Annotated in this window: 41 protein-coding genes; 34 read left to right on the top strand and 7 right to left on the bottom strand. The window is 43.2% G+C overall.

Annotated elements, in window-relative coordinates; translation table 11 throughout:
- Positions 1–20: 20 nt before the first annotated feature.
- The 3 genes from KYJ26_RS11005 to KYJ26_RS10995 are packed head-to-tail and all read left to right on the top strand — an operon-like array spanning position 21 to position 1,019.
- Positions 21–194, top strand: coding sequence for a hypothetical protein (locus KYJ26_RS11005; protein WP_219167316.1), 174 nt, complete (start codon positions 21–23; stop codon positions 192–194).
- A 49-nt stretch (positions 195–243) separates the two neighbouring features.
- Entirely contained in the window at positions 244–798 is a 555-nt protein-coding gene (locus KYJ26_RS11000; RefSeq protein WP_219167315.1) for a TVP38/TMEM64 family protein, read from the top strand.
- 5 nt (positions 799–803) lie between these two features.
- A complete protein-coding gene (locus KYJ26_RS10995; protein ID WP_219167314.1) occupies positions 804–1,019 on the top strand; it encodes a hypothetical protein in 216 nt (71 codons plus the stop codon).
- A gap of 18 nt (positions 1,020–1,037) precedes the next feature.
- Here the strand turns inward: KYJ26_RS10995 and KYJ26_RS10990 are convergent, their stop codons facing one another.
- A complete protein-coding gene (locus KYJ26_RS10990) occupies positions 1,038–1,571 on the bottom strand; it encodes a GNAT family N-acetyltransferase (protein WP_219167313.1) in 534 nt (177 codons plus the stop codon).
- Between the two features lie 45 nt (positions 1,572–1,616).
- Here KYJ26_RS10990 and KYJ26_RS10985 point away from each other — a divergent pair, with 45 nt between their 5' ends.
- The gene (locus KYJ26_RS10985) at positions 1,617–1,799 is read left to right on the top strand and encodes a hypothetical protein (RefSeq protein WP_219167312.1); all 183 of its coding nucleotides are present in this window, start codon (positions 1,617–1,619) and stop codon (positions 1,797–1,799) included.
- A gap of 70 nt (positions 1,800–1,869) precedes the next feature.
- On the opposite strand, the gene KYJ26_RS10980 is transcribed toward KYJ26_RS10985, so the two are convergent.
- Entirely contained in the window at positions 1,870–2,508 is a 639-nt protein-coding gene (locus KYJ26_RS10980) for a hypothetical protein (RefSeq protein ID WP_219167311.1), read from the bottom strand.
- Positions 2,509–2,621: 113 nt separating this feature from the next.
- Positions 2,622–2,762, bottom strand: coding sequence for a hypothetical protein (locus tag KYJ26_RS10975; RefSeq protein ID WP_219167310.1), 141 nt, complete (start codon positions 2,760–2,762; stop codon positions 2,622–2,624).
- A 437-nt stretch (positions 2,763–3,199) separates the two neighbouring features.
- Here KYJ26_RS10975 and KYJ26_RS10970 point away from each other — a divergent pair, with 437 nt between their 5' ends.
- The 12 genes from KYJ26_RS10970 to KYJ26_RS10915 all read left to right on the top strand — a co-directional run bounded on the left by KYJ26_RS10970 (position 3,200) and on the right by KYJ26_RS10915 (position 11,725).
- Positions 3,200–4,393 carry an MFS transporter gene (locus tag KYJ26_RS10970; protein WP_219167309.1) on the top strand — a complete coding sequence of 398 codons (1,194 nt, stop codon included), beginning with the start codon at positions 3,200–3,202 and terminating at the stop codon, positions 4,391–4,393.
- 719 nt (positions 4,394–5,112) lie between these two features.
- Positions 5,113–5,412: a DUF2089 family protein gene (locus KYJ26_RS10965; protein WP_219167308.1), complete on the top strand. Its 300-nt coding sequence runs from the start codon at positions 5,113–5,115 to the stop codon at positions 5,410–5,412.
- A gap of 1 nt (position 5,413) precedes the next feature.
- Positions 5,414–5,692, top strand: coding sequence for a hypothetical protein (locus tag KYJ26_RS10960; RefSeq protein ID WP_219167307.1), 279 nt, complete (start codon positions 5,414–5,416; stop codon positions 5,690–5,692).
- A gap of 132 nt (positions 5,693–5,824) precedes the next feature.
- On the top strand, positions 5,825–6,340 hold the full coding sequence (locus KYJ26_RS10955; protein WP_219167306.1) for a DinB family protein: 516 nt from the start codon (positions 5,825–5,827) through the stop codon (positions 6,338–6,340).
- Complete coding sequence (locus tag KYJ26_RS10950; RefSeq protein WP_219167305.1) at positions 6,337–6,954, top strand: HD domain-containing protein; 618 nt, start codon at positions 6,337–6,339, stop codon at positions 6,952–6,954. The genes KYJ26_RS10955 and KYJ26_RS10950 overlap by 4 nt, the downstream gene beginning before the upstream one ends.
- Positions 6,955–7,212: 258 nt before the next feature.
- The gene (locus tag KYJ26_RS10945; protein ID WP_219167304.1) at positions 7,213–7,485 is read left to right on the top strand and encodes a hypothetical protein; all 273 of its coding nucleotides are present in this window, start codon (positions 7,213–7,215) and stop codon (positions 7,483–7,485) included.
- Between the two features lie 5 nt (positions 7,486–7,490).
- Complete coding sequence (locus tag KYJ26_RS10940) at positions 7,491–8,351, top strand: ABC transporter ATP-binding protein (RefSeq protein ID WP_219167303.1); 861 nt, start codon at positions 7,491–7,493, stop codon at positions 8,349–8,351.
- Positions 8,352–8,366: 15 nt separating this feature from the next.
- A complete protein-coding gene (locus tag KYJ26_RS10935) occupies positions 8,367–9,062 on the top strand; it encodes an ABC transporter permease (protein WP_219167302.1) in 696 nt (231 codons plus the stop codon).
- Between the two features lie 61 nt (positions 9,063–9,123).
- A complete protein-coding gene (locus tag KYJ26_RS10930; RefSeq protein ID WP_219167301.1) occupies positions 9,124–9,375 on the top strand; it encodes a hypothetical protein in 252 nt (83 codons plus the stop codon).
- A 112-nt stretch (positions 9,376–9,487) separates the two neighbouring features.
- Positions 9,488–10,027 carry an RNA polymerase sigma factor gene (locus KYJ26_RS10925; RefSeq protein WP_219167300.1) on the top strand — a complete coding sequence of 180 codons (540 nt, stop codon included), beginning with the start codon at positions 9,488–9,490 and terminating at the stop codon, positions 10,025–10,027.
- Positions 10,017–10,922 carry a stage II sporulation protein P gene (gene spoIIP, locus KYJ26_RS10920; protein WP_219167299.1) on the top strand — a complete coding sequence of 302 codons (906 nt, stop codon included), beginning with the start codon at positions 10,017–10,019 and terminating at the stop codon, positions 10,920–10,922. The genes KYJ26_RS10925 and spoIIP overlap by 11 nt, the downstream gene beginning before the upstream one ends.
- A gap of 62 nt (positions 10,923–10,984) precedes the next feature.
- On the top strand, positions 10,985–11,725 hold the full coding sequence (locus tag KYJ26_RS10915) for a phosphotransferase family protein (protein WP_219167298.1): 741 nt from the start codon (positions 10,985–10,987) through the stop codon (positions 11,723–11,725).
- 57 nt (positions 11,726–11,782) lie between these two features.
- Here the strand turns inward: KYJ26_RS10915 and KYJ26_RS10910 are convergent, their stop codons facing one another.
- Complete coding sequence (locus tag KYJ26_RS10910; RefSeq protein ID WP_219167297.1) at positions 11,783–12,553, bottom strand: SGNH/GDSL hydrolase family protein; 771 nt, start codon at positions 12,551–12,553, stop codon at positions 11,783–11,785.
- A 107-nt stretch (positions 12,554–12,660) separates the two neighbouring features.
- Here KYJ26_RS10910 and KYJ26_RS10905 point away from each other — a divergent pair, with 107 nt between their 5' ends.
- Together KYJ26_RS10905 and KYJ26_RS10900 are read left to right on the top strand one after the other, a co-directional pair.
- Entirely contained in the window at positions 12,661–13,587 is a 927-nt protein-coding gene (locus tag KYJ26_RS10905; RefSeq protein ID WP_219167296.1) for an ABC transporter ATP-binding protein, read from the top strand.
- Positions 13,580–14,578, top strand: a complete 999-nt coding sequence (locus tag KYJ26_RS10900; protein ID WP_257474971.1) for an ABC transporter permease — start codon at positions 13,580–13,582, stop codon at positions 14,576–14,578. Before KYJ26_RS10905 ends, KYJ26_RS10900 begins: the two co-directional genes overlap by 8 nt.
- A 71-nt stretch (positions 14,579–14,649) precedes the next feature.
- On the opposite strand, the gene KYJ26_RS10895 is transcribed toward KYJ26_RS10900, so the two are convergent.
- The 3 genes from KYJ26_RS10895 to KYJ26_RS10885 are packed head-to-tail and all read right to left on the bottom strand — an operon-like array spanning position 14,650 to position 18,433.
- Complete coding sequence (locus KYJ26_RS10895) at positions 14,650–16,017, bottom strand: PTS ascorbate transporter subunit IIC (protein ID WP_219167295.1); 1,368 nt, start codon at positions 16,015–16,017, stop codon at positions 14,650–14,652.
- Positions 16,018–16,047: 30 nt separating this feature from the next.
- The gene (locus KYJ26_RS10890) at positions 16,048–16,314 is read right to left on the bottom strand and encodes a PTS sugar transporter subunit IIB (RefSeq protein ID WP_060671682.1); all 267 of its coding nucleotides are present in this window, start codon (positions 16,312–16,314) and stop codon (positions 16,048–16,050) included.
- 19 nt (positions 16,315–16,333) lie between these two features.
- On the bottom strand, positions 16,334–18,433 hold the full coding sequence (locus KYJ26_RS10885) for a BglG family transcription antiterminator (protein ID WP_219167294.1): 2,100 nt from the start codon (positions 18,431–18,433) through the stop codon (positions 16,334–16,336).
- Positions 18,434–18,679: 246 nt separating this feature from the next.
- On the opposite strand from KYJ26_RS10885, the gene KYJ26_RS10880 reads away from it, so the two are divergent.
- The 16 genes from KYJ26_RS10880 (at position 18,680) to KYJ26_RS10805 (ending at position 25,360) form a co-directional block, all read left to right on the top strand.
- Entirely contained in the window at positions 18,680–19,009 is a 330-nt protein-coding gene (locus tag KYJ26_RS10880) for an HIT domain-containing protein (RefSeq protein ID WP_219167293.1), read from the top strand.
- A gap of 19 nt (positions 19,010–19,028) precedes the next feature.
- Positions 19,029–19,448 carry an HIT family protein gene (locus tag KYJ26_RS10875; protein WP_219167292.1) on the top strand — a complete coding sequence of 140 codons (420 nt, stop codon included), beginning with the start codon at positions 19,029–19,031 and terminating at the stop codon, positions 19,446–19,448.
- A gap of 101 nt (positions 19,449–19,549) precedes the next feature.
- Positions 19,550–19,705 carry a hypothetical protein gene (locus KYJ26_RS10870; protein WP_219167291.1) on the top strand — a complete coding sequence of 52 codons (156 nt, stop codon included), beginning with the start codon at positions 19,550–19,552 and terminating at the stop codon, positions 19,703–19,705.
- 69 nt (positions 19,706–19,774) lie between these two features.
- Positions 19,775–20,035 carry a SunI/YnzG family protein gene (locus KYJ26_RS10865; protein WP_219167290.1) on the top strand — a complete coding sequence of 87 codons (261 nt, stop codon included), beginning with the start codon at positions 19,775–19,777 and terminating at the stop codon, positions 20,033–20,035.
- Positions 20,036–20,194, top strand: coding sequence for a hypothetical protein (locus KYJ26_RS10860; protein ID WP_219167289.1), 159 nt, complete (start codon positions 20,036–20,038; stop codon positions 20,192–20,194).
- A 27-nt stretch (positions 20,195–20,221) separates the two neighbouring features.
- Positions 20,222–20,497 carry a YesK family protein gene (locus KYJ26_RS10855; RefSeq protein ID WP_219167288.1) on the top strand — a complete coding sequence of 92 codons (276 nt, stop codon included), beginning with the start codon at positions 20,222–20,224 and terminating at the stop codon, positions 20,495–20,497.
- A 201-nt stretch (positions 20,498–20,698) separates the two neighbouring features.
- The gene (locus KYJ26_RS10850; protein WP_219167287.1) at positions 20,699–21,481 is read left to right on the top strand and encodes a phosphotransferase; all 783 of its coding nucleotides are present in this window, start codon (positions 20,699–20,701) and stop codon (positions 21,479–21,481) included.
- Positions 21,482–21,492: 11 nt separating this feature from the next.
- Positions 21,493–21,966, top strand: coding sequence for a GyrI-like domain-containing protein (locus tag KYJ26_RS10845; RefSeq protein WP_219167286.1), 474 nt, complete (start codon positions 21,493–21,495; stop codon positions 21,964–21,966).
- On the top strand, positions 21,963–22,214 hold the full coding sequence (locus KYJ26_RS10840) for a hypothetical protein (RefSeq protein ID WP_219167285.1): 252 nt from the start codon (positions 21,963–21,965) through the stop codon (positions 22,212–22,214). The genes KYJ26_RS10845 and KYJ26_RS10840 overlap by 4 nt, the downstream gene beginning before the upstream one ends.
- On the top strand, positions 22,208–22,621 hold the full coding sequence (locus tag KYJ26_RS10835; protein WP_219167284.1) for a YhfM domain-containing protein: 414 nt from the start codon (positions 22,208–22,210) through the stop codon (positions 22,619–22,621). The genes KYJ26_RS10840 and KYJ26_RS10835 overlap by 7 nt, the downstream gene beginning before the upstream one ends.
- Before the next feature lie 139 nt (positions 22,622–22,760).
- Complete coding sequence (locus tag KYJ26_RS10830) at positions 22,761–22,967, top strand: hypothetical protein (RefSeq protein ID WP_219167283.1); 207 nt, start codon at positions 22,761–22,763, stop codon at positions 22,965–22,967.
- Between the two features lie 44 nt (positions 22,968–23,011).
- Positions 23,012–23,311, top strand: coding sequence for a hypothetical protein (locus KYJ26_RS10825; RefSeq protein WP_219167282.1), 300 nt, complete (start codon positions 23,012–23,014; stop codon positions 23,309–23,311).
- A gap of 10 nt (positions 23,312–23,321) precedes the next feature.
- The gene (locus KYJ26_RS10820) at positions 23,322–23,669 is read left to right on the top strand and encodes a YunG family protein (RefSeq protein ID WP_219167281.1); all 348 of its coding nucleotides are present in this window, start codon (positions 23,322–23,324) and stop codon (positions 23,667–23,669) included.
- Positions 23,666–24,253, top strand: coding sequence for a histidine phosphatase family protein (locus KYJ26_RS10815; RefSeq protein WP_219167280.1), 588 nt, complete (start codon positions 23,666–23,668; stop codon positions 24,251–24,253). Before KYJ26_RS10820 ends, KYJ26_RS10815 begins: the two co-directional genes overlap by 4 nt.
- Positions 24,250–24,714, top strand: a complete 465-nt coding sequence (locus KYJ26_RS10810) for an NUDIX hydrolase (protein WP_219167279.1) — start codon at positions 24,250–24,252, stop codon at positions 24,712–24,714. The genes KYJ26_RS10815 and KYJ26_RS10810 overlap by 4 nt, the downstream gene beginning before the upstream one ends.
- A gap of 172 nt (positions 24,715–24,886) precedes the next feature.
- On the top strand, positions 24,887–25,360 hold the full coding sequence (locus KYJ26_RS10805; RefSeq protein ID WP_219167278.1) for a DinB family protein: 474 nt from the start codon (positions 24,887–24,889) through the stop codon (positions 25,358–25,360).
- Positions 25,361–25,512: the final 152 nt, after the last annotated feature.

Genomic DNA, 25,512 nt, shown 5'->3' with positions numbered 1-25,512 from the left:
TACCATTTGGAGGTGAAACATTGACATTGATTGTATTGATCATGGGATTAATCGTGTACTTTATCGGCAACTCGAAGAAAAATCTCACCATTAAAGGAATGGGCATTGGATTTATTCTTGCACTATTCATTTTCAAGGTTCCTAACTTCATAGAAGGGTTTATTCAAGGAGTAACGAAAGGTTTCATGGGTTGAACATAAAACAGAAAGATCGACAGTATAGGATCATAAGGAGCGTAGCAGAGTGGAAACACACCTCTTAGAATGGTTCAACACATTAGGCATCTATGCCATCGCATTAAGTATTTTACTCAATATCATCATCAGTGTTTTAGGGGTTTTACCGAGCGTCGTGATCACGGCTGCGAATATTACTTTTTTCGGATTTGAAAAAGGGTTGGCTGTTTCAATCGCAGGAGAAGCGCTGGGAGCAATCGTCAGTTTTTATTTATATCGCAAGGGCATCAAGAGATTATTTCAAAATAAGGAGATAAACAACGGGTTGCTGACACGATTACAGAACTCGAAGGGATTAGAAGCTTTTTGTCTGATCATTGCCCTCAGGATCTTTCCTTTTATTCCATCCGGTCTGGTGACATTGGCCGCTGCCATCAGTAAAGTCGGGATCATCAACTATTCCATAGCGAGCACAATTGGGAAAATGCCGGCTCTGGTCATTGAAGCCTATTCGATTCAGCAGGTGCTGGTGTGGAACTGGAAAGGGAAAGTCATTTTGAGTGTGTTTTTACTTTTCATCATTTGGCTTGTTTTAAGCAGGAAGAAATCAGCAAAGGAGTGAACAGATTGAAAATCACCAAACGAAGGCTGATATGGCTCATTCCAAATGTATTTTGTTACCTCATGTTTATAGGGGTGGCCCTTTTTATCACAATCTATTTTGAAGGTCTGCAAGAAATCAATCGTCTGGGAATATGGTTAGTAGCGATGATCCTGTTGCTCGCGGTCTCTGTTCACGGCAGTTACACCATTTTGAAATGGGTGAGAGAGGGAAAGCTGTAGCACAATGACAACTTTCCTTCATGAAGAGAATGCCTCGGAATAGTGTACGACACCTTGTACATCGTGTAAGCCGTTCTCCGTCAATTCCGTTGCCATGAATACGTTATCAGGCACATCAAATGGAGCCCTGATATTCCATGAGCTGGCAGGTTTAAACCCGAATTTAGGGTAATAGTGTTCATGTCCCAACACAATCACGGATTGATAACCCATCTCTTTCGCCCGGGATAATGCTTCCGTGATCAAACGTCTTCCGATCCCCTTTTTCTGATAATCTGTTGCAACCGACACAGGGGCAAGGGCCAATGATTCCACCGATTGGTCCTCATCGACGATGGTCACTTTGGATAGAAGGAGATGGCCGATCGGCTGGTCGTCTGAATCGATCGCAACGAGTGACAATTCAGGAATATAGGCATCTGATCTCCGTATCCGTTCGACAAGAAGATACTCCTGCTGGTCGCTGAATTCCGCGTTTGAAAAAGCGTTTATCACCAAGTCCTGGATTTTTTTGAATTCTTGCTTCTGTTCTGGTCGAATGATGGTATCCATAGGATCGTCTCCTTTTTCATAAAACAAAGAAAGGTGTGCATGAGCATGTTAAAAAAAAGCATCCGATTTCCCCTGATCTATTTCGTAACATCGATCATTTATCAATGGATCAAGAACGGAGAAGTCAGATGGATAGAAAGTAGTGCAATATGTTTCTCTATGTTCTTATTTGTATTGTTATTTCATTGGGCTGAAAAGCCGTATGAGTGGAAAAGAAAACAGCATTAAGTGGCATACAATAGTGAGGAAGACGAAGGGATTTTGGTGGGACTGAGTAGTAGACAAGTGGTGATATGCACTACCTCTCCACCCGGTTTTCAAGATTGAAGACCCGCTTATCCAAGTCAGTCATTCTGGTATTCGTATAGTGAAATTCAGATTCTATGCTTTGCTTCGTCACCTTTAGCATCGCAATGACATCGTCGGTTTGTGAGGCTTCAATCCGGTTGACGGTTTCCTTGATTTCCTTCACATCATCTTGAGTCGTCCTTAAATCGGAACTAATGTTGCGAACATCAGCTTGAGTTTCTTTTAAATCGGAACTAATGTTGCGAACGTCAGCTTGAGTATCTTTTAAATCGGAACTAATGTTGCGAACGTCAGCTTGAGTTTCTTTTAAATCGGAACTAATGTTGCGGACGTCAGCTTGAGTTTCTTTCAAGTCAGAACTAATGTTGCGGACATCAGCTTGAGTTTCTTTCAAGTCAGAACTAATGTTGCGGACATCAGCTTGAGTTTCTTTTAAATCGGAACTAATGTTGCGGACGTCAGCTTGAGTTTCTTTCAAGTCAGAACTAATGTTGCGGACATCAGCTTGAGTTTCTTTTAAATCAGCACTTATGTTGCGTAAATCCGCTTGAAACGTTTGCAGCTCACTTCGAAACTCTTTCATTTCACCTTTTAAATCAAATAATAGTTCAAGTATCTGCTTTTCCATTTTTCTCACCTCCTTCACTTCATTATAAAATATAGGCATCGTACAATCTACCTTAAACCATTTCCTTTTTTAAAAGAAGATAAAGGGACGGCATTCATCGCCCCTTTCCATCCTTAATCCCGCATGGATCCCGCTTCCCGTGAAGTCATTGCACCTTGGCCAGCGGCTACATCTTTTTGAATTTGTTTTTTTACCTGCTGTGGGTCCGTCCCTGATGTCATGGATTTCATATCAGACTGATCTGGCTTTTTCATAAACCGATCACCTCCTTAAGCCATTAGTATGAACGGTACTACCAGGTGATATGAAAAATCTTTCCTTGTCCAAAAAAAGGAAGGGAGCTATAATAGAAAAGAATCTTACACAATAAAGGAGGGAATATCATGCATACGTTCACTTTAGACATCAAAAAATACCGTGTATTAATGATGTCTATTATTGGAATTTCAGCCGTCCTCGGGACACGTCTGTCCTTTTTTAGCTGATTTTTCATAGTGATGAACGAGTGTATGATTTCCTATAATAGCGAGAGCCATGGGGAATGATTCCCTGTGGCTTTTTTTGTGCAATTCCGGCGGCTTGGAGGGGAAGGTGTGGTTATTCAGCTGCTGAATTTCTGAGGATTTTCAGCAGCTGAAACCCAATGTCGTCCGAGCCTATTTATTTTTGTGTTATGAGAGGACGAAATGAAATGATGAAAACAAAAAACAATATATATCTGCTGTATGTTTATTTATTTTTTGCTCAACTGTTTTTCGACCGGGCACTATGGGTCATCTACCTTGGCGATAAAGGGATGACCTTAGGTGAAATCGGGATCCTTGAGGCCCTGCTCCATTTGGCTATCGTGCTGTTCGAGGTTCCGACAGGGATGATCGCTGATTTGTACGGGCGGAAGATCAGCCTTGTTATCGGGAATGTGTTCAGTCTGCTATACGGGTTGTTCATGCTGATGAGCGGGAATTTCTCCATGTTCACCCTGGCGTTCCTGTCCATGGGGCTCATGGTCACCCTTCATTCGGGTGCCGAGCAGGCTTTTGCTTATGACACATTGAAAAATGAGAAACGGGAAAAGGATTATACGCGGGTCATCGGGAGCATGACGGCGATTTCCCTGCTATCCCTGAGCCTCGCGAAATTCCTAGGCGGCTTCATGGCGGAAGTGAGCTGGGAATGGGTATACGGATCCACGATCGTCACCCACGTCATGGCGGTGATTCCTCTTCTTTTCATGAAAGAACCAGAGCGGGAGAAGACCGAAGAAATCAGCGGGCGCTGGTACAACCAGTGGGTCCATCAATTCCGGCTGGGGGTTAATGTGTGGAGAAATAACAGGGTCATTCACGCACCGGTTGTCCTTTTTATCCTGGCGAGTAGTGTCATGGTCATCATGGTATTCTACGGACAGGAATACTTTGTTGAACTGGGCTATTCCTCCATCGTCGTCGGAGCCGTCTTCACCATCGAAGGACTCCTCGGCGTCGTGATGGCAAAGATTGCGTATAAGGTAGAGGAACGATTCAAGTTCTTCAATATCCTATATTACGGATTAGGACTTTTTCTTGTCTTTTTCGTGCTGTTCATCTTCGCAACGGACTGGGCGATCCTACTGTCGTTTCTGATTCTTGCCCAGCTCTTGAGTTTGTTCGAACCGATCTTCAGCTCATTTGTGCAGAGCTTTTTGAAAAGCAATATACGCTCGACTTTTCTTTCCTTGATCGGCTTAATGGAGAGCTTTGTGATCATGATCAGCTTCCCACTCTTCGGCTATGCCGTTGAACGGACTGGATTTACCGACGGGTTTGTTTGGTTGCTGGTGATTTTCTTTGTGCTGGCAGGCGGGTATCTGGTAGCGCAGAGGGTGAAGATAGAGGGACGGACCTAAGAGATGAGCTTCTCATCACTGTTTTGAGGCGCACCGATAAAAATGTGGAATTATGTTTGATTAAGACTCGCCGCTGGAAATTTGGCGAGTTTCTTTATTAGGAATGCTATCTTTATATAATTGAGATGAACGAGAAAAAGAATAATAAGCGGAGATTTTCCGGTTATATTCCGAGTCTCTCTTGTATTGGGAGAAATAAGCGGAGATTTTCCGCCTATGCACAGAAAAGTCCACCATTTTTGTAGTAATAGAAACAATAGGCGGAATTTCTCAGTCTATTTCTGGGTTTTTACAATTCATTACGAAATAAGCGGAATTTTTCCGGTTATATGTCAGCTATGCCGCTTAACCTGATCTCCCAACCGCTACGTGCGGATTGAAAAAATCATTGAATGATGACGGGATTTCTTAATACCTTTCTGCACATATATCATATCAGGGATATCAACGAAAATCAGAGGCATACATCGTGGAGACGTATCATCCCATGGAGGATGGCCGGGAAGAAGTGGCGGTTTACCTGCCGATTGAAGGAGCTTAAGATAAGCTCTTTTTTTATTTTCCCTCTCGTATGCTATTCAGTACTTTATTCAACTTTGAAAGATTCGTTTGTATAATTATTATTTAGTTTTGTTTTAATAATATTTTTAATAATATTAAAAAATACTTTTACATTATTAAAATAATTTGGTATTATATGGGTTAAGAGGAGGGTTTATATGGATCTAAAAGATGTTCCGGATTGGATCTTGTCATTGGAAAAAGATGAAGTGGAGTTTATCAGGAAATTTGTATTAAACTCTGGTTCGTTAAAGCACATTGCAAAAAATTATGATGTCTCCTATCCAACAGTCCGCACTCGTTTGGACAGACTCATTCAAAAAATTGAACTAAATGAAAGAAATGATAAGGAAGAGTTTATCAGCTTTGTTAAACATCTGGCGATAGAAGAAAGGGTCAGCTTGGAGGATGCAAAGTTGATCATTGAAAAATATAAAAACGAAATGGAGGAAAAGTGAAATGAATGAGTGGTTTCAACTTTTATTACTTGTCGTTACTTTTGGGTTTCAGTACTTTTTGGCAAAGAGAGATAGTGTATATTGGGGGTTTTTAATACCTGCAATCTTTGTAGTCACCATGACTTATTTCGTTTTAGTGGGGCAGGTAAAGGTATTAAGTGCTTTACTGGTTGTGATAGTGGGTTCAGCATTTTTAATGGAAGAATGGTTCAGGGGAAGAAAAGATCTGAAAAAGGAAAGGACGCAGGAATTAAATAAAATGAAATCTCAAGATATTTAACTAAGGAGCTTTGGATAGGCTTCTTTTTTTGTATCTTAATTCCATTATATCACTCATATCTCCAAAATATCAGTCTATTAAAAATGGAGGGAATTGGTAAAATGCAAGGTAGATTGGTTAGGGGGAATGGAAATGATCGATTATCGCATAAAAAATAATGGCGGTTACACAAAAACGATGGGGGAACTCGTTTCAATGCTGGAACATACCCGGGCTGTGACATTGGAAGAGATAAAGAATCTAACGGAAGAAGACTTGGATAAGAAGGCAGAAGGCGATGTGAATACCATCGGATCGCTTCTTCTTCATATTGCTTCTATTGAGTTTGTGCATGGTGTCATTTCATTCGAAGAACGGGACATCAACGAAGGAGAGCTGCAGAAATGGAAAACAGCATTGGAACTCGGTGAGAATGCAGGAAAAACGATAAAAGGACATTCCGTTCAGTTCTATATAGATGAGCTCTCAGCCGTAAGGGATAAGACCCTGTCCGAGCTTAGAAAAAGAAACGACGACTGGCTGTTTGAAGAAAATGAGTGGCCGAACGGTGTCCCGTTTAACCATTACTATCTCTGGTTTCACGTCTTAGAAGATGAAATCAATCACCGGGGACAGATCAGGAGCCTGAAAAGGAGAATGAAACAATGAAGACAGACCTTATAAACATCTTGGAACTCATCAAACTGGGGGAAAAGCTGAAATCCGAAATGAGGCACAGCTGGCTCTCGAACGGCAGACAAGAAAGCGTGGCCGAGCATACGTGGAGAGTCTCCCTAATGGCCATGCTGATGGAGTCATATTTAACGCAGAATGTGGATTTGGCAAGATTACTAAAAATGATCATCATCCACGATCTCGTCGAGGCGGAAGCCGGGGACATCCCGGCATTTGATACGATGAATGACCCAGCGGCGAAGGAACAAAAGGCATTCAATGAGAGGAAATCCATTGAGAGAATAAAAGATATGTTGGGAAATGCATTAGGGGAGGAGCTATACGAACTATGGCATGAATACGAAGAGAAAGAAACGTATGAAGCAAAAGTGGCCAACGCTCTGGATAAGCTCGAAGCCCAGATTCAGCATAATGAAGCGGACATTTCTACGTGGCTTGAAATCGAACATAGGATGAGCTTTCTGATGGATAAGCATGTCGAGTTTGACGATGCATTGCAGGTGTTCAAGGATCTCATAGAGGATGAGGCGGATTTGAAGTTGAAGGAAGCTGGAATCGATACAGAGAAATTAAAAATTAGAGGGTAGCGCAGATCTCCTTGTTATGGATTATGTGAGCCAACAATATATTTCCTGAATAGATAAAAAAAGATTGTGCATCCCTTCTTATTTTGAAATAATTGGAATTACAAACGAGAACGATGGGAGAAACCAAACTAGAAAACGGGTAAGTTATTATTCATTACCGAGTTATTCCTCTTTATGTTGGGAATCTATTTATCTACCTATATCGTAAGGGTTGGAACGGAAGAATAAAAACAGAAAAATGACGGGGAGGCATTCAAAATGTCAATAGACGCGTTGATGTTGGTCATCATCGGGACTGTGGCTGCCTGTGTCTTACAGGCTTTGCAGAAGTATGGTAGAATCCCTTCCTTTTTCAATGTGAAGCTATTCTTTGGGCTGGTCCTCTTGTCTGCTTTATGCTGGATCTTTAGTCTGGCCGTTGGTGGATGGGGTGGCATGAGCTTAACGGTAATTGGTTTGAACGGACTGGTGGCAGCGGTGTCGGGGCTGGTTCTCTCATTCCTTTTAAATATGTTGGCAGGGGATGGATGAAAGGGATGGAATCGCTTATAAAGTTGAAAGCAGTGACTAAACGCTATGACAAATCCATCATCATAAAAGAATCATCCTTGTCTATTTTTTCTCATCAAATCATTGCATTGGTGGGGGAGAATGGATCTGGAAAAAGTACTCTTTTAAGAATGATGGCTGGAATAGTGAACCCTGACAGTGGTGAGGTGATCAAGGGGGCTCCTTCTCTAAAGATTGGATATGTGCCAGAACGAACTCCTGCCACAATCCCTTTTACTCCGGAAGAATACTTGATTCACATGGGACGCATCAGGGGAATGGAGAAGTCGCACCTACAAAATAGAGTGGATGATTTGATGAAGATCTTTCATATGAAGGATGTCTGGAACATACGGATTGGTACTTTTTCCAAAGGAATGAAGCAAAAGGTCGCCATTATGCAGGCCATGCTGGAAGAAACGGATGTCCTGATTCTCGATGAGCCATTATCTGGGCTGGACGATGTGGCCCAAAGTGATATGGAAGATATTCTTGCAAACGTAAAGAATGATGGAATCAGTATCATCCTAAGCTGTCATGAAACACGGCTATTGGAAAATCTAGTGGATGAGGTTTTTGTGATAAAGGATAAAAAGGTCATCCAACGGAGTGAATCGACGAGAATTCCTTCTGCCGTTTTGATCTTTGAAATAGGGGAGGAAGAGTTTGAAGGAGTGTCCGTTCCCCTTGAGGTTGAAAAAGTGGGTGTACTTGAGAATGGGATCAAGAGAGTGGAAACGAGGGTGAACACCATTCATGTCGATGATGTGTTGCGTGAACTCCTAACAAGAGGGGCATCCATCAAGGAGGTGCATTCCTCCGTTCGTCATTTGAAAGAATACTTCTAGGACAGGAGAAGGAAATTGAACGCATTGATACGTTATCATTTTACCCATTATCTAAGGTCTTTTACGTACATTCCTCCATTGACGATCTTGATCTTTACGTTGATGCTCAATTATACATATACACCTAATCCCATATACGACAGCTATTCATTTACATCATTGGCCCTGTTTTTTATGATGAGCTGGTTTACCGTGACGGTTTTTCACAGTGAGGATGCGGCGCAGAAAGAGATTACCTTGCTCCATGCTAGAAGGCCATGGAAATACCACCTGGCCTTGTATATCGTATGTGTGATCATGGCATTCTTGTTTAGTCTCGTTTCTGTGCTGTATCCCATCGTATGGCAAGCCTTCGGCAGTGAAATTTATCCTTCTCACGTGATATTGGGCTTGCTGTCTCACTTTAGCTTGGCTTTTCTTTCAATTGGATTGTCGGCCATTTTTACAAGGGAGCTGGTGGGACATTCGCTTAACACATGGTGGGGAGTTCTCAGTATCCTCATTTTGTCGCTGGCAGCCACCTCATTTCCTGACGTTGGATGGCTGAACCTGTTGTATCCTCCTGTTGGGACGTCCTTAACGATGATGAGTATAGGCGATGGGGTTACGGTCATCCCGTATCGTTATTATTGGCAGTATGGTTGGATTCTATTGTATGGGTTTCTTTTTATCGGTTTGTATTTTGTAAGGATGAAGAAAAAGAGGCGTTAGCTGAGTGAAGAATGATTTTTTCTAAGCTAACATATGTAAATAGCGAAGAGGAGGGGTTCGTGTGAAAAAACGAATGAGTATGGTTTCATTCATTCTCTTTATCATCGGTCTAGTATTCTATGCTTTATCCCTATTTGGGAAAGACGCATTCTTACTGCCTACTGTCTTGATGGCGGTGGTAGGTTTCGTGGCCGCTTTGTTCGGAGAAAAAACCATCCACAGAAAAATTGGGCTGTTTGGAAATGGTCTCCTATTAGTGTTCGGTTTGCTTCTTCCATTTGTGGTGACGACGTTTTTTTGGAATAAGCCTTGAGAATAAGGGAGGAACTTCTTACACAGAGAAGTTCTTTTATTTTTATATAAAAAGTGTAACCTTTTCACGCACTCATTCGATTAATCAATGAACACATAAAGGGGGGAGAAGATTGGTTGATGCAGAGGAACTTGAGGTCACCATCTCAAAGCTCTACCAGGAACATTATTTGGACGTATACAAATTCCTGATCTGCTTCTCAGGAAACAGGAACGATGCAGAGGATTTAACACAGGAAGTTTTTATTCGCGTGCTCCATCACTTATCCCGTTATAATCATCAATCATCCATAAAAACGTGGATACTCTCCATTGCCAAACACGTCGCCATTGATCATTATCGTAAGAAGAAATTTGTATCCATCTTTAAGGAAGGATTCTTTAAAAGGTTGGTTTCAGGTGGAAAACAGCCAAGTGAGGAATTGGAAGAAAAAGAATTGCAGGCAACGGTACATGATGCCATTGCAAGCTTGAAACCTGACTACAGATCCATCGTCATCCTCAGGGGGATCAATGAATTCTCAGTAAAAGAAACCTCTGACATTCTTCAGTGCAGTCAATCCAAGGTGAAGGTAAGTTACCACAGGGCTTTAAAAGAGCTGAAAAAGAAGTTGAATGTTGAGGCGGAGGAGGTATTACGACATGCGAGATGAAAAGGAAATCATTCAGCTAATCAAAGAAACATATCCTTTAGAACCCCGGAAAGAATTTGTCTCTGCCACTGGACAAGTGTTGAAGAAGGCTGCAAACCAAAGGCGCAGCAGGCTACAGTATAAAAACAGGATTCTTACATCCCTGGGAATAACATTGTGTGCCATTCTTGCATCCTGGTTATTCTTTTTTGACGGTACTGCCACGGTCAAACAGAATATGGCAGCGCTTGTCACAGATCAACCTTCACCACCTGCGGAGCGAGAGGAGCCGTCTATTTACATCTATCATTCGCACGACAAAGAATCGTTCATTCCCGAAATTTCTGCCAATCAATCTTCTGAAGCATTCGATGATTCTACGAATATTACACTTGTAGGGAAACGACTCCATCAATTATTAAACGAAAGAGGCATCAATACCATTCATGAACAAATAAGTGTAGGTGACGTATTAGACAAACGACAATGGTCATTTGATCAGTCCTATGTGGTATCTAGAGAACGATTCCAAGAGGTTCTTAAAGATCATACGAAGGTCAAAATGGCTTTGGACATTCATCGGGATTCAAGAAAGAAACCTGAGACAACTCTTACTGTAGAAAATAAAGAGTATGCAAGAATGATGTTCATCGTTTCTAAATCCAGCAAAAATTTCGAGGAGAATTTAAGATTTGCCAATCTGCTTCATAAAAAAATAGAAAAGAATATGCCTGGATTGTCAACTGGAGTTTTAGTGAAATCCAAGGAGAATCCTGACGAACAAAACACTTACAACCAAGACTTACTGGAACAATCGGTATTGATGAATGTTGGAGGAGAAGAAAATACACTTGAGGAGGAATATCGGACAATAGAGGTTCTCGCAGAGATAATAGCCGATATCATGAAGAAGTAAACAATAAATAGCCAGTTTCATTTATACTTTGGAGCTGCTTATAAAATATGAGGTGAAACAAAATGAACCTGGGCACCCCCACCGCAACCGGCAACACAGCCACCATCTATCTCTATGAAAATAAAATCTACAAAGTCTTTAACGACTCCTTACCCGCCGGTGAATCCATGAAAGAAGCAAAAAAGCAGCAGTATGCCCATTCATGTGGACTGCCTGTCCCGGAAATCTATGATGTCACAAACATAGACGGAAAACAGGTCATCATCATGGAACACATTAAAGGAAAAACGATAGGCTTTTTCCTCACTGACAATAAGGAAAGAGCGGAATACTATATGGGCATGTCAGTAGACATTCAAATGGGCATTCATGAGATCAAAGCTCATTCCATTGAACCCATGTCCGAAAAGCTTCATCGCCAAATAGAAGCGGCACCTGTATTGAGTCATCAGATGAAGTCCATCTTACTGAAAAAACTCAATTCCATGACCTTTGAAGAAAATCTCTGTCACGGTGATTTTCATTTATATAACTTAATTCTGTCAGATAATAACGTAACCATCATAGACTGGGTGGATTCCAGTGCGGGGGATAGACGGGCTGACGTGTATCGCACCTATCTTCTGTATTCTCAGGTATCAAAGGAACTGGCGAATATGTATATGCGGTTGTATTGTGAGAAAAGTGGTTTGTTTAAAGAAGAGATATTTCGATGGGCGCCCATCATTGCTGCGGCCAGATTGTCAGAGAGGGTCTCTTCCGAAGATCCGAAGCGATTATTGGAGATTGTGCATCAGATTTGATAAAGAGCCTAGAGGCAGGAAAGAGCCATGGTACCTGTCCCCATGGCTTTTTCGATATTATTGTATAATGTTTTTTTCAATGACAAGTGAGAGGCTATCAGCTATTTGCTGATAAGTAGCATCATTTGGGTGGAAGTTGTCACTTGAAAGATCGCGTTCGGCATCCGTTACCAAATTGAAGGTATCCACCACTTGAACGTCGTATTTCAAGCCTAATGTGCGGGCGGATTCATTCCATTTTTGGATGACCGAGTCAAAGGAATCCCCGTCCGATAATTCCTTAAAGGGATTATATAGCCCCATATAGAGGATGATGGCATCCTTATTTATGTCACGAATGGTTTCAAACGTTTTTTCTAAGTTAGGAATTTCGGTTTCCAGAATGCCAAGGGCGGTAGCTTCTGAATAATTGTTTAAAATCTCACCAGAATTAAAGAGATTGTTCCCCCCAATTGTGATGGAAATGATTTTGGCGTCCTTAAGAGATCGCTTGACATCCTTTTGTTCTAGCTGAGCCAGTAAATCTTCAATTCTGGCACCCCGAATACCTAAGTTTTGGTACCGCTCCACCGTATTGGTTTCTTTAAGTGAATTTCCAACCAGCGGGACAAAACCTTCTCCTTTTGAAGATCCTACCCCCCTTGTCAATGAGTCGCCAAGTGCAATATACGTTTCTCCAGGTGTAGCCGGAGCTTCTACTGATTCTGCTACGATCTTCTCTTGGGGAGGGTTGGCGATATCTGAATAGGCTCTTGCAAATCCATATCCAAATAGGACGGTCAGTGCAAGGGAAAGGGTGATAAATAGTTGCCACATCCATTTTTTCATCTCTTAATCTCTCCTTCTATATATGATTGTACCAACTATTACTCATGCTGAGTATTTATAAGAGCAATTGAGAAAAAAGTTCGTTAGAATAGATGCAGGGTGATGATATGAGCATAAAGCCAACCGTTCAATTGAAGAACGTAACGAAAGTAATAGGGAAAAAGACGATTATAGATAATATATCATTTGACATATATCCAGGAGAAGTATTTGGATTCCTTGGGCCCAATGGTGCGGGGAAAACGACTACGATTCGGATGCTCGTTGGTCTGATCAAGCCAACATCGGGAGTCATAAAAATCTGTGATTTTGATGTAAGAAAGCAATTTGTACAGGCGATGCAGCGCCTTGGTTCAATTGTTGAAAATCCAGAGTTATATAAGTATTTGACCGGTCGGGAAAATCTGCAACTGTTTGCACGGATGTTGCCTAAGGTAGATAGTGAACGAATACAAGAGGTCATTGATCTGGTTGATCTGACTGCACGAATTGATGACCAGGTACAGACCTATTCACTGGGAATGCGTCAGAGGCTCGGGATTGCACAAGCATTGTTGGGCAGGCCGGATGTACTTATATTGGATGAACCTACAAATGGATTGGATCCAATGGGAATAAAGGATCTTCGTACATTTATCAGGAAACTGGTCGACGAAACGGGTCTTTCCGTTCTTGTATCCAGCCATATTTTAAGTGAAATCGAAATGCTTGCCGATCGAGTGGCGATTATGAGTCGTGGGAGAATCGTGAAGGTAGGCAAGGTAAGTGATTTAGTGGATGCATTATCATCAGGTGTAGACTGGAGAGTCAATGATGCTATTCGTGCACTTGATATCATTAAAGCATCTCCCTATGTCCAATCTGCAGAACTGTACGATGATCATACGATCCATACGCTTATGGATGAAAGCAAAACGTCGATCCTGAATGAATCGTTACTACAGGCTGGAATCGAGGTATGGACCATTGAAAGGAAGGTCCAGACATTGGAGGATTTATTTATTGGTTTGACAGGGGGCGATCATATTGTCTAATCCGAATATGATCGGTCTGATTCAAAATGAGGTCATGAAAATTGCTTCCAAAAAACGCTTTGCCGTTGTCATCGCGATTTTAATCATTCTCGTCTCTATGTTTACATATGCACAATACCGGGAGATACAAGAGAAGATTGAAAAGCAGGGTACGCTGGACTGGCGAGTGGAGCTGCAGCAGGAGATTGTCGATCGGCAAAACCGGCTGGCATCCAGTGGGATCCAGGATGAGGCCAGGCAATTCCTTGAATTGGATTTGAAGCAAAAGCAATACTACTTGGACAACAACATTAATCCGAACTATCCTGGAGCACCTACATTCATCCGCATTTTTTTCTCACAGGGACTCACACTTGTCCTGCCTTTACTCATCATTATCATAATGGCTGATGTTGTGAGTGGGGAATACAATGATGGGACCATCAAGACATTATTATCCCGACCGATCAAACGATGGAAGATCCTGATGGCCAAATGGCTGACGGTTTTACTGTATACATCGATGCTGATAGCAGCTACGGTGGTTGTCTGCTATGGGATTTCGGGGATTGTCCTCGGATATGATGGCTGGACGGCACCCATTCTGACGGGATTTCAAGCTTCTCCTTCAGGTGAATTTTCGACGACATACATTCATACCCTTCCGATGTGGGAATACTTGCTGATGTCAGCGGGGCTTGCATGGGTCGTGACAGCGACTGTTGCCACCATAAGCCTGATGATTTCAGTACTTGTAAAAAATACAGCAACCGGTATCGGGGCGATGATGGCTGTGTTGATTGCAGGCACCCTCTTATCTTCTATCGGTTCTAGCTGGACGAGCTCAAAGTATTTGGTGAACTTGAATTTTGATCTGATCAATTACTTAGAAGGTCAAGCTCCCCCGATTGAAGGGATGTCACTGCCGTTTTCATTAACAGTCCTTGCAGTATGGACTGCCGCTTGCCTTGCCGTTGCGTTTTGGAATTTTACTCAGAAGGATATGTATTAAGTGTATTGTAATGGAAGATTAAACAAAAAAGTAGCCACCTTCCACAAACATGGAGGGTGGCTACTTCCATCTTAAGCTACTTCCGTTTCTTCCTTCTCCCCAGTCCCTTTCGACTTAAAGCTGATAAAGAATAGGACGGCAAGAAGAACGATGATCGATACAAATACCATCATATTAGATTCAATCAGATTAACAAGATTTCCAAGCACGATGCCAACTAATCCGAAGTCTGCATCTCCAAAGGTAGTTCCCTGGAATCCTAATGAACTTAGTACCGGTAACAAGAGGGCCGGCAGGAAGCTGATCATGACCCCGTTCGCCATGGAACCGATGACCGCGCCCCGGCGTCCGCCTGTTGCATTACCGAACACTCCGGCTGCTGCCCCTGTAAAGAAGTGGGGGACGAGTCCCGGAACGATGACCTTCAATCCGAGTAAAGGTAAGAATAACATGCTGACAAGACCGGCGATGAAGCTGAATAGGAATCCGATGATGACCGCGTTCCCGGCAAACGGGAAGATGGCCGGGCAATCAAGGGCCGGTTTGGCATTCGGGACAACTTTGTCCGCAATTCCTTTGAAGGCAGGTACGATTTCACCAAGGAGCATGCGTACCCCGGCTAAAATGATGTACACACCAACGGCGAAGGTGATTCCCTGCATAAAGGCGAATACCAGGAAGTTCTGCCCACCGCTTAATTCTCCTTCAACGAAGGCTGGACCTGCTGCGCCTGCTACGACGAAGAACAGGATGACCATCGTCAGGGAAACGGAAACGGATGTATCACGCAGGAAACCGAGTGACTTCGGAACCTTGATTTCTTCTGTGGATTTACTTCCTTTTCCAACGGCTTTACCGACCATCGCTGACACCAAGTACCCAATTGAGCCGAAGTGACCGACGGCAAAATCATCTGAACCCGTGACTTTCCGTGTAAATGGCTGAAGCATAGCAGGTGACAGGACCATCAATGCACCAAGGATAATCGAACCTAGAACGATCAACGGTACTCCCGTGAATCCTCCGGTCGTCAGGATGACGGCGATCATGCAGGCCATGAACATCGTATGGTGACCGGTTAAAAAGATGTATTTAAAAGGACTGAATCGTGCGATCACAATATTGACCACCATACCGAACAGCATGATCATCGCGGTTTCCGTCCCGAAGCTTTCCTGTGCCAGGGCGACGACGGCTTCGTTATTCGGGATGACACCGTCGACTTCGAAGGCGTGATTGAACATGCTGCTGAATTGCCCGAGGGACTGGACGAGTACATTCGCACCCGCCCCGAGGATGACGAAGCCCATGACCGTTTTAAGGGTTCCGGACACGACATCCCCTGTATTCTTTCGTTGAATCAGGAGCCCGATTAAGGCGAATAGACCGACAAGGATCGCTGGTGTACCGAGTATATCCTTCATAATGATATCAATCATGTGTATCGCTCCTTTCTAGTTCAAAGTGGTCTAGATATTTTGTTCCAACGCTGCACGCAATTCGTTCTTATCCATCAAGTTTCTTAACTTCACGACATTTTTGCGGCCGTCTTCCAGGCTTTCAACGATATCTTCTGAACCCAGGAACAGGTCCGCTTGTTCCGTTTTGGCTGTAGTCAGATCCGTGTGAGACACTTCCGCTTCTTTCCCCATATCCTTCAGTGCTGCTTTTACGTTCATCTCCACGATCATGCTGCTACCTAATCCATTTCCACATACGACTAATACTTTTTTCATTTTCATTTCCTCCTCAAATTTATACTTCTACTGTTTGATTGATTAATTCGATGACGGTTTCTAGATCACTTGCTGCGATCAACCGCTCCACGTTGTCTTCATTCGATAATAATTCAGTAAGCTGTGCGAGTGCTTTCAAGTGCGTTTGATTATCGATTGCCGCCAGCACGATGATGAGCTGGGCGCGATGTTTTTCTTTTTCGGAAAAATAAACGGGTTCTTCTAGTCGCAGGAAGCTCATCCCCAGCTGTTCGACGCCTGTCTCCGGACGGGCATGGGGGATGGCGATATTCGGTGCGATGACAATGTAAGGACCCAGTTCCTTCACGTTTGTGATCATCGCGTCCACATAGTCCGGACGGATCGCTTGGTGGTCGACGAGGGGCTGACTCGCGACCCGGATAGCTTCCTCCCAGTTTGTGACACGATCTTTCAGCTGTATCGTCTGTTCGGTCAGTAATTCATTAAGCATAGGCTTTCTGAGCTCCTTTATCGTGGGAGTAGTTTGTTCTAAAAGTTGGACCAGTTCTTTTTTCAGTGCGGTTTCTTCAAGGACGGTCGCGTGACGCTTGATCACGTCCATCAGAAGGTCGGTCCGGTTCTTTTCGGTCGGTTTCGAGTCGAAAAGCTCGTTCATCCGCTGCATGACCCGTTCCTTTTCAAGATTCGTCAGGATGGCAGGAACGTGGATGACGGGGATGTCTTTTTCTTTTATATAATTGGTGGAAAAAATAATATCCGCCTCGTACTTGGTGGTTCGATATTCCCTCATGGAAAGCGTCGTGATGACATTCAGCCCGGCAATCAGATTTTCGAGCTGAGTCCTGAGCATATTGGATGTCCCAATCCCATTTTCACAGACGATAAGGGCTTTGAATTTTGTCTCTACCTTTTTCTTCTCTTTCGTCAACCATCCTCCGAAGTGAAGGGTAATATAGGCCGCTTCTTCATCGGGTACGGTTTTTCCAACATACAGTTCCAAATGTTTCATCACCCGCTTCGTCAGATGAAAGATGTCCGGATACGTTGTTTGAATGCTGTCAGACAGATCATTCGCGATCGAAAGCCCGTACTTTAGCCGGTAAAACGTCGGTTTAATATGAGAGATCAAGTTTTCCTGTAGTCCCTTTTTGTCATCGAATACAACACAGGAGTAAAGCTGGAAATCATGGATCATCCGTTGAACGACTTCCTTCAGCCCCGACATTTCCTGCTCCGTATAGCGGTTGAAGTTATCCTGCTGGACCTTGGATCCAAGCAGGTTCATCGTGATGAAACAAACCTCGTCATCGGGAAACGTGACGTCAAGCTTATTGGTGATATGAAGGGCGGCCCTGTAGGCTTCTGTCTGCTTCAAAACTTCTTTTTCGGCGTCAGGCACCGAAATGTACTTGTGCAGTTCAATCCGCTTCATGATCATCAGGATCTGAAGCGACAGGATTTCAACCATTTCATCCGTCAGCGTCAATCCCAATTCCTTTTCGGCTTCATATAGGATTTCACGCACCAGACGCCTTTGCTCCGTTTCCTGTGACCACGTATCGGCTTCCGGCTGAATCATTCGATGAACCTCGTTCCGGACATTCTGCCAATCCTGATGGGAGAAGATGGTCGCAAGGATCGTAGAAAGCATCGTTCGCTTTGCCTCCTCGGGACCACTCAATCGGTAACCTGATCCCTTCTTGTAATAAAGATCCAAACCGGCTTCACGAAATTCCTTCTTAATGTCTTTAATCACCTTCGCGATCGTCCCCCGGCTCATGCTGGTCAGATTCATGAACCGCTGCATCGACGCATCCTGTTCCTCCAAGAGGATGGAGGCTTTAATCAGGACTTCGCGTTCTTCTTTCGATAATTGATACTGCCAATCTTCAAAACTCTGATCCTTCGAAACCATCAGCTTCGATTTTGAGTCAGGAGGCAAGAATAATCCCTTTCCATGCTGACTTTCGATCGGTTCCAAGCCTTCCGTCCTTAGCCAGCTGTTGATCTGATCAAGGTCGTAATATATGGTCCTTTGGGACAGGTTCATTCTGGCAACCAGTTCCTTTGTGGGAACCGGATCTGGTGAATGCTGAATGATGGATAATAAGTGTGCACGTCTTTTATCCAATACCATGAGGATCCTCCTCTAGTTAATTTTGCATATTTATATTCTTGTTTAGTAGATGATCATCTTATAAGTCTAGTATAGGGACTGTGAACCAGGAATGAAAGGGGTTTCACTGTGTAGAGTTCGTATGAGTTATTTTTGCAAAAATAAACAGTTGGGTAAAGGGTGCATCAGAATGGGAAGTTAGGATTGTCATAGAAGCAGAGGTTTGAAATAATTGGAAAGAGAAACGAGAAAGGTGGAAGTGGCTATATGACGAATGATTTCTATTGTGATGAGGTATTAAGCGGAAAAACAGAAGTGAAAAAGGTGATGGAAACAGACAATGTCCTTGCCTACCATCATACGAGGCCGTTTTATCCCGTCCATATTGTGGCAATCCCGAAGAGGCATATTCCCTCGCTGCTTACACTGGAAGAAGGGGATAATGAATTATTGGTTGAGCTAATGGGTGTCATCAAAAAAGTGGCGCGCATGGTTACAGATGAGCATGGGGCGTGTAAGGTGATCACGAATATGGGGGACTATCAGGACTCCAAGCATCTGCACTGGCATATCCTCTCTGGCAAGGCACTTCGGTAAAAGAAGAAAGGGAAAACACATGACCTATGAAGAAAGCTGTCCATTCTGCCATCCAGAAAAGGACAAAGATCAAAACATCGTATTTGAGAACGAATCCTGCTATTTCCTGCAGCATAACAAGCATCAGGAGGTACTGGAAGGATCCGGCGTAATCGTCCCGAAGAATCATCATAGAAACGCTTTCGAGTTAACGGAAAAAGAGTGGAACGATATATATGAGTTGTTGCAGAAGGCGAAAGACTTTCTGGATCAGGAATATTCCCCAGATGGCTATACCCTTGGATGGAATGTCGGTGAGGTGTCCAATCAGTTTATCTTTCACTGCCATCTCCATGTGATTCCAAGGTACAAGGATGAACCTCTCGCTGGAAAAGGGGTGCGTTACTGGTTGAAGCAGCCGGAGAATAAAAGGAATAAACAGAAAACCCACCTCGAATGAAGTGGGTTTTGATTGTAGTCAATCTCAAGATGACCTTCATCATAACATATATTTACCATTTCGCCAAATATAATTGGAATTATCTACCCAGGAGGGATTCGATGTTGATGAAATTCTTTTTTATACTGTCAGCCTTATCCTTACCCGTAGCCATTTTAATCCATCAAGAAGCGGTTGGATTCCTGATAGCGATGATGTTTCTGTTGATCGGTGCTTATTTCAGTAAACCGAGGTTTGGGTTGAAAGAGAAAGAATGAAAATGGAAAAAACTGAAACCGATTGCGACATCGAACGTATCTATTACTATCAAGAAAGGAGTGATCACCATGGAAGTGAAGGTATCGAGGAAGGACGGGAACTTACATATTAAGTGGCAGTTAAGTCAGATTGACATTCCTATCTCAAATATAAAAGAGGTTTCAATGGACGATACATACAGCGGTGAGGAAAAAATGGCCGTAAGAATTGGTTTACCTTACGGGCACACTGACAGAGTCGTGATCAAGACCCGTTCCAAAACGTATATTCTTTATACAAGTAATGGTGGATTAAAAGAAAAGATTCTTTCATACATGGAAGCGAGTTAGATGAGTTTCTGGATGTGGATGGCCATTTCTATTCCATTGGTCGGAGGGATCGTCGCTGCAAATTCGGAAAAGAAAAAAACGGACAGAAAATATGTGTTTGCGCTACTATGTTTTTTAATCGCCGTCATTCTATTTTTCTTGTGGTGGTTTACCAGATGATCAGCATTCCATACAGGAGGTGAAGACATGCTCATGTTAGAAGGGTGGCTGCCGATTATCGTGCTTTTCATTCTTGCAGCCTGCTTGATGGTGTTGTTGGCCAGGTATACCCGTAATCTCATCGTATTCAGTTTGTCTGCCGTATTGGGTGTGATTTGTCTAGGAACCATACTCTTCAGTATATTCAGGGTCGGTGGCTGGGATGGTATGGCCATTGGATTTTATGCCATCGCTGCGTTTCTTGGCATATCAATCGGAACGGCTATAAGCCCGTTTATTAAGAAGAAAAGCGTGGAAAGGTAATCATCATACTAATGCTGCACTTAAATATGAGAATGGCCCTCTGGTTAGATTAGGGGGTTTTTTTGTTAGATGGGGATTGTTAATTGACTGGTATTTTGAAATAATTGGAATTATCAAACGTAACGTCTTATTAATCATCATTATATTCTTCTGTAGAAGAGGGACAGAGAGTAATGAGGTAGATGAAAGGTGGAAGTCCACATGACACACGAAGAAAAATTAGCCGGTGGTAACGTCTCGACCGTATACCGTTCCGGAGACACCGTCCGTCGGGAGCTTAAGCCAGAGAGCCCGAAAATCCATAAGCTCCTGAACCATTTAGAAGCGAAAGGATACCCTCATGCTCCGACTTTTCGCGGTATTGATGAGAAAGGAAGGGAAATCTTATCGTTCATAGAAGGAGAAGCGGGAAATTATCCGTTAAAAGAATACATGTGGTCAGATGTTGCCCTTGAAGAAATAGCGGGTATGCTCCTCAAGTATCATGATGCGGTAAGTGACTTTCCGATAAGTGAAGACTGGGAGCCGATCGATCTAACACCACAGCCTTTCGAGGTTTTATGCCATAATGACTTTGCTGTGTATAACATTATCTTTAACAAGAATAAGCCGGTCGGGATCATCGACTTCGATGTATCGGGTCCCGGTCCGAGAAGATGGGACATTGCGTATACCCTTTACACCTGTGTTCCTTTGAGTCGCGTACGATATTCCGAAGCGGGAGAGGCCATTCACTACGATTATTCACGGGATGCCGGGCGAATCAAACAGAGGGTGAACCGGTTCTTTACAGCATACGGTTTTGATTTTGGAATGGACGATCTTCAGATGGTCTTGCTTCGATTGGAAGCCATATGCAAGACCATCCATCGAAAAGCCGAGGAAGGCGACCACGCTTTTCAGAAGATGGTGGAAGAAGGTCATGTGAAACATTATCAGAAGGATATCGCATTCATTCAGGATCACCTGAAAGAGTGGATATAGGAGGGGAAATAATGGTCAGTATCGTGAAAGAGGTAGGAGAAGTGAAGCTGGTTGGTTTCAGGGTTCTTTGTCCAGGAGAAAAGTATGTGGAAGAAATTCCGAAAGCAGCACAGCGTTTAAAAGAGAGAGCAGGAGAAATCCGGAACGCACTGGAACCCAGTCAACAGATTGGCGCATTTATCGTCGAAGAGTCAATACCAGAAGAAGACGGGTACTGGATCGGACTGCAGGTCAGCGAATTTAGCGATATTCCGGCTGACATGCAGACCTTGACCATCCCCCCACACCGATATGCCACCATCCTCCATCAAGGTCCGAATGACCAGATCAGAAGTAGCTATGAAGAACTGCACCAATGGATCAGGGATCATGGTTTTACCCGTTCCACTCACAGCTGGAATCTTGAAGTCTACCAAAATCAAAATCCGTCCGATGTCAGGGTGGAATTATACGATGCCATATTGTCTCGGGAGGAAAAAGGATGAAACGAGCCGCCATCCTGTTTGGAGGTCTGTTATTGGTCGGCTGCAATGATATCGAATCCCAGGTGACGGAAGAACAGGCGAAAGCCATCGTGATGGATCACCATGGCGGCACCGTTGAGATTGTTTCCGTAACGAAGGAATGGAATAAGTACATTGTGGCATGGGAGAACGAAAGTAATTGTGAATGGGGGACGGACACGGTGAATAAAAAAGGTGAAGTCGAACGAAGGGAGACTGCCATATGCTGAAGCGGGGATTCAAGGCTATTCTTACTATTGTAGTCATTCTCTTACTATCAGCCTGCTCAGGTGATAAACAAAACATCGCAGTGGAAAAGAGGATCGGCGACGAAAATAAGTATGAGGACTTTACCAAAGTCACAGACACGAAACAGGTGGAAGAGGTAAGAGCCATTCTTGCTGACACTCATTGGACTGAGGCACAGGTCGACTTTATTCGGCCTCCGGATTATCAGTTCATCTACGAATTTAAAAAACCTGATATAGAGGCAAAACCAGAGCTTTATAAAATGTGGATCAGTCCGAAAAAGGATAGTCTTGAAGTCATTCAAGGAGAATTTGATTATGCACAGCTTCCAACGAAAGAGTCTGCCCGTTTGTTTGAGATTTTGACAGGTGAGAGTTTAGGAGAGTAAGAAATAAAGAAAATTCGACAATCCGGCATGATTATGTGAAAAGCCGCATGATTATTTCTATTCCCGCACGATAAACTTGAAACTCGCATGAATTCTTCAAATCAGGCACGATTAATAGATTCTCTTGAAAGGATTGAACATGAAAAATAAAATCATTATTGCCACGGTCTCTTGGTTGATGGTGGTGATCGCAATCACAAGCCTTTGGGCATATGCAGAATATCAGGACTCTTATGCGGAGCCCCATGAAGCCGTTCTTGCAGAGGACAGCGAACTTTTACTGATCCCTGCCTATAAACTCGGGGACGAGTCATTATCTTTTTTATCAAAAATAATAGTAATCTAGGAACGGTTTATGCTCACAAGGGACTCTTCGGATGGAAGAGCGGAATGCTTACCTGGGGACCGATCGATCCTGATAGAGATTTTGATCGTTTGGAAGGGTATCAGGGCCATGGGGATACCCTGATTTATGGCCTAATCAACAATGCCGAAGAGCTGGAGGTCAAAGTGGATGATCATAAAGCAACCATTTTGAACCTTGAAGCATTATCCCCGAAAGTGGTAAATGAATATCAGTTAGAAGACGTGTCTCTTTGGTATTTCGAGAAGGATCCGAAGAGCACATATAACCAGATCCTACTGGTTGATGAAAGTACGGATGAAGTCGTTCAGACCGTCGATTTATAGGGAGGGAAATATGGAAAGTGCTCAATTAGCAAGAGTGTTGAAAAAATCCTGGTCGTTAAAAACGAGTTCTAAATGGACCAGTGATAATCCTGCGGAGGGTCAGTGCGGAGTAACTTCCCTTGTCGTTAACGATCTCCTGGGTGGGGAAATCTATAAAACCCGATTACCTGCAGGCTGGCATTTCTACAATATGATTGATCGTGAACGATATGATTTTACCTCATCCCAATTCAAAGAAAGCATTCAATATCAAGACGTCGCCTCCAATCGGAGTGAGGCCTTTCAGGATACCAACTACAATCAATACGATGAACTGAAAAGAAAGGTGCTTTGGAATTTGGAGGAAACAACATCATGAATACATACATCTACATGGTAAGACACGGTGATTCACCGAAAACAGGCGATGAACGAACGCGTCCTCTAACGGAAAAAGGAATGAGGGCTGCCCGGAGAATAATCGACTTATTGAAAACAGAAGAGATCGACGTGGTAGTGTCAAGTCCCTACCTGCGTTCCGTTCAAACGGTTGAAGGGATAAGCCGGCATATCGGGAAGCCGGTGGTCATCGAGGAAACCTTGAAGGAACGGATTTTTTCAGCAGGGAACAACAGGATATCCGATCAGGAACTTCGCCCGCTCCTTGAGAAATCATTCCAGGATCCGGATTACGCACTAAAAGGCGCAGAATCCAATGCCGAATGCCAAAAAAGAGGGATCAACGTCTTGAACACATTATTGAATACATACAAAGGAAAGAAAATCGTGATTGGGACGCACGGAGCCATCATGACATTAATGATGGGCTTTTACGACAGCCGATATGATTTGGATTTCTTACATAGTACTTCCAAGCCGGATATTTACAGGATGGATTTCAATGGTTTGAAATTGGTCGGTGTTCAGCGGTTGTGGTCTGAAAGGAAGGGGCTGATGACATGAGCGAAATTCCTATTCGATGCACTGGAATAGCCGTCGTCCTTTTAAAAAAAGTTGAAAATCAATACAGTGTATTATTGCTGAAAAGGGCGGAGTCTGTGTTGAAAGATGTTTGGTGCTATATCGGTGGCGGCATCGATGAAGGAGAGAAAGCCTGGGAAGCAGCATACAGAGAGGTGGAAGAAGAGACAGGTATTACAAACCTTTCTTTATACTCTGCCAACACGTTTGATCGCATCTATTCCATCGAAGAAAATTACATATACATAGCACCCGTCTTTGTGGGGTTCGTGGAATCTGATCAGGAAGTGAACTTAAACGAGGAACACAGTGACTATCGATGGTTGTCTTTTCAAGAAGCCATTGATACTGTGTCATTGCCAGGCAATGATGAGGTATTATCGTTAATTGAGAAGCATTTTGTAAAGAAGGAAGCTCCCGGGTATTTAATAGTGGGGGGATGACAAATGGGGCACGATTAGTCTTATTCCCGCACGATAATATGGAAAGCGGCTTAATTATCTCCCATATCGGATAACTTTTCCATATGAAATCGCTGAGAAAAAGTGGAATCAAAGTTAAATCCGTAAAATTTCATAGGTAAATACTCATTAAGACGAAATGGAGGTTAAGAAATTGGATGTTTTCGTAAATCAATATGAGTGGATTCGTCGCACGAGAGAGACGCTATTTCTTTATTGCGAGACCTTATCTCCATCGGATTATGTGAAAAAAGTAGACGAGTTTGGCGGGGATTCCATTCGCAGCCTGCATGCCCATGTAGCTGATTGCTATCGTGTATGGCTGGGCAGTCGGGGCCTTGGTCAATCCCTTCCTAAAATCACTTCAGAATCTGCTGGGAATGTACAAGAAATGCGTGAAATTTTCAAGATGACAGATTCCCTGGTTCATGAATTTTTACAGGCGTTTAAAGGGAAATGGGATCATACCATACACGTATCCTTTGAGGAAGGAGAGAGTGCCGAGATATCTGCCTTATGGCTATATACACATACTGCCACACATGAATTTCACCATAAAGGACAAATTGTAAAAATAGGCAGAAAGCTGGGGTACATCCCTCCGGACACGGATTTGATTGAGCCTTGAATGTTCCTCATTAGGTAGAGGCAGATTATTTTATAAGAAAAGGAGCCTGATAACCCAGGCTCCTTTCTTATGGCTGATGCCCCTGTTTACACCTTTTCATAAAATTTCAACTGATATGTAACGAATACGCTCAATTTCAGATATATAGGCGA

Source organism: Rossellomorea orangium (genome assembly GCF_019334305.1).
Lineage (GTDB): Bacteria > Bacillota > Bacilli > Bacillales > Bacillaceae_B > Rossellomorea.
This window is presented reverse-complemented; position numbering and strand designations above follow the sequence as displayed.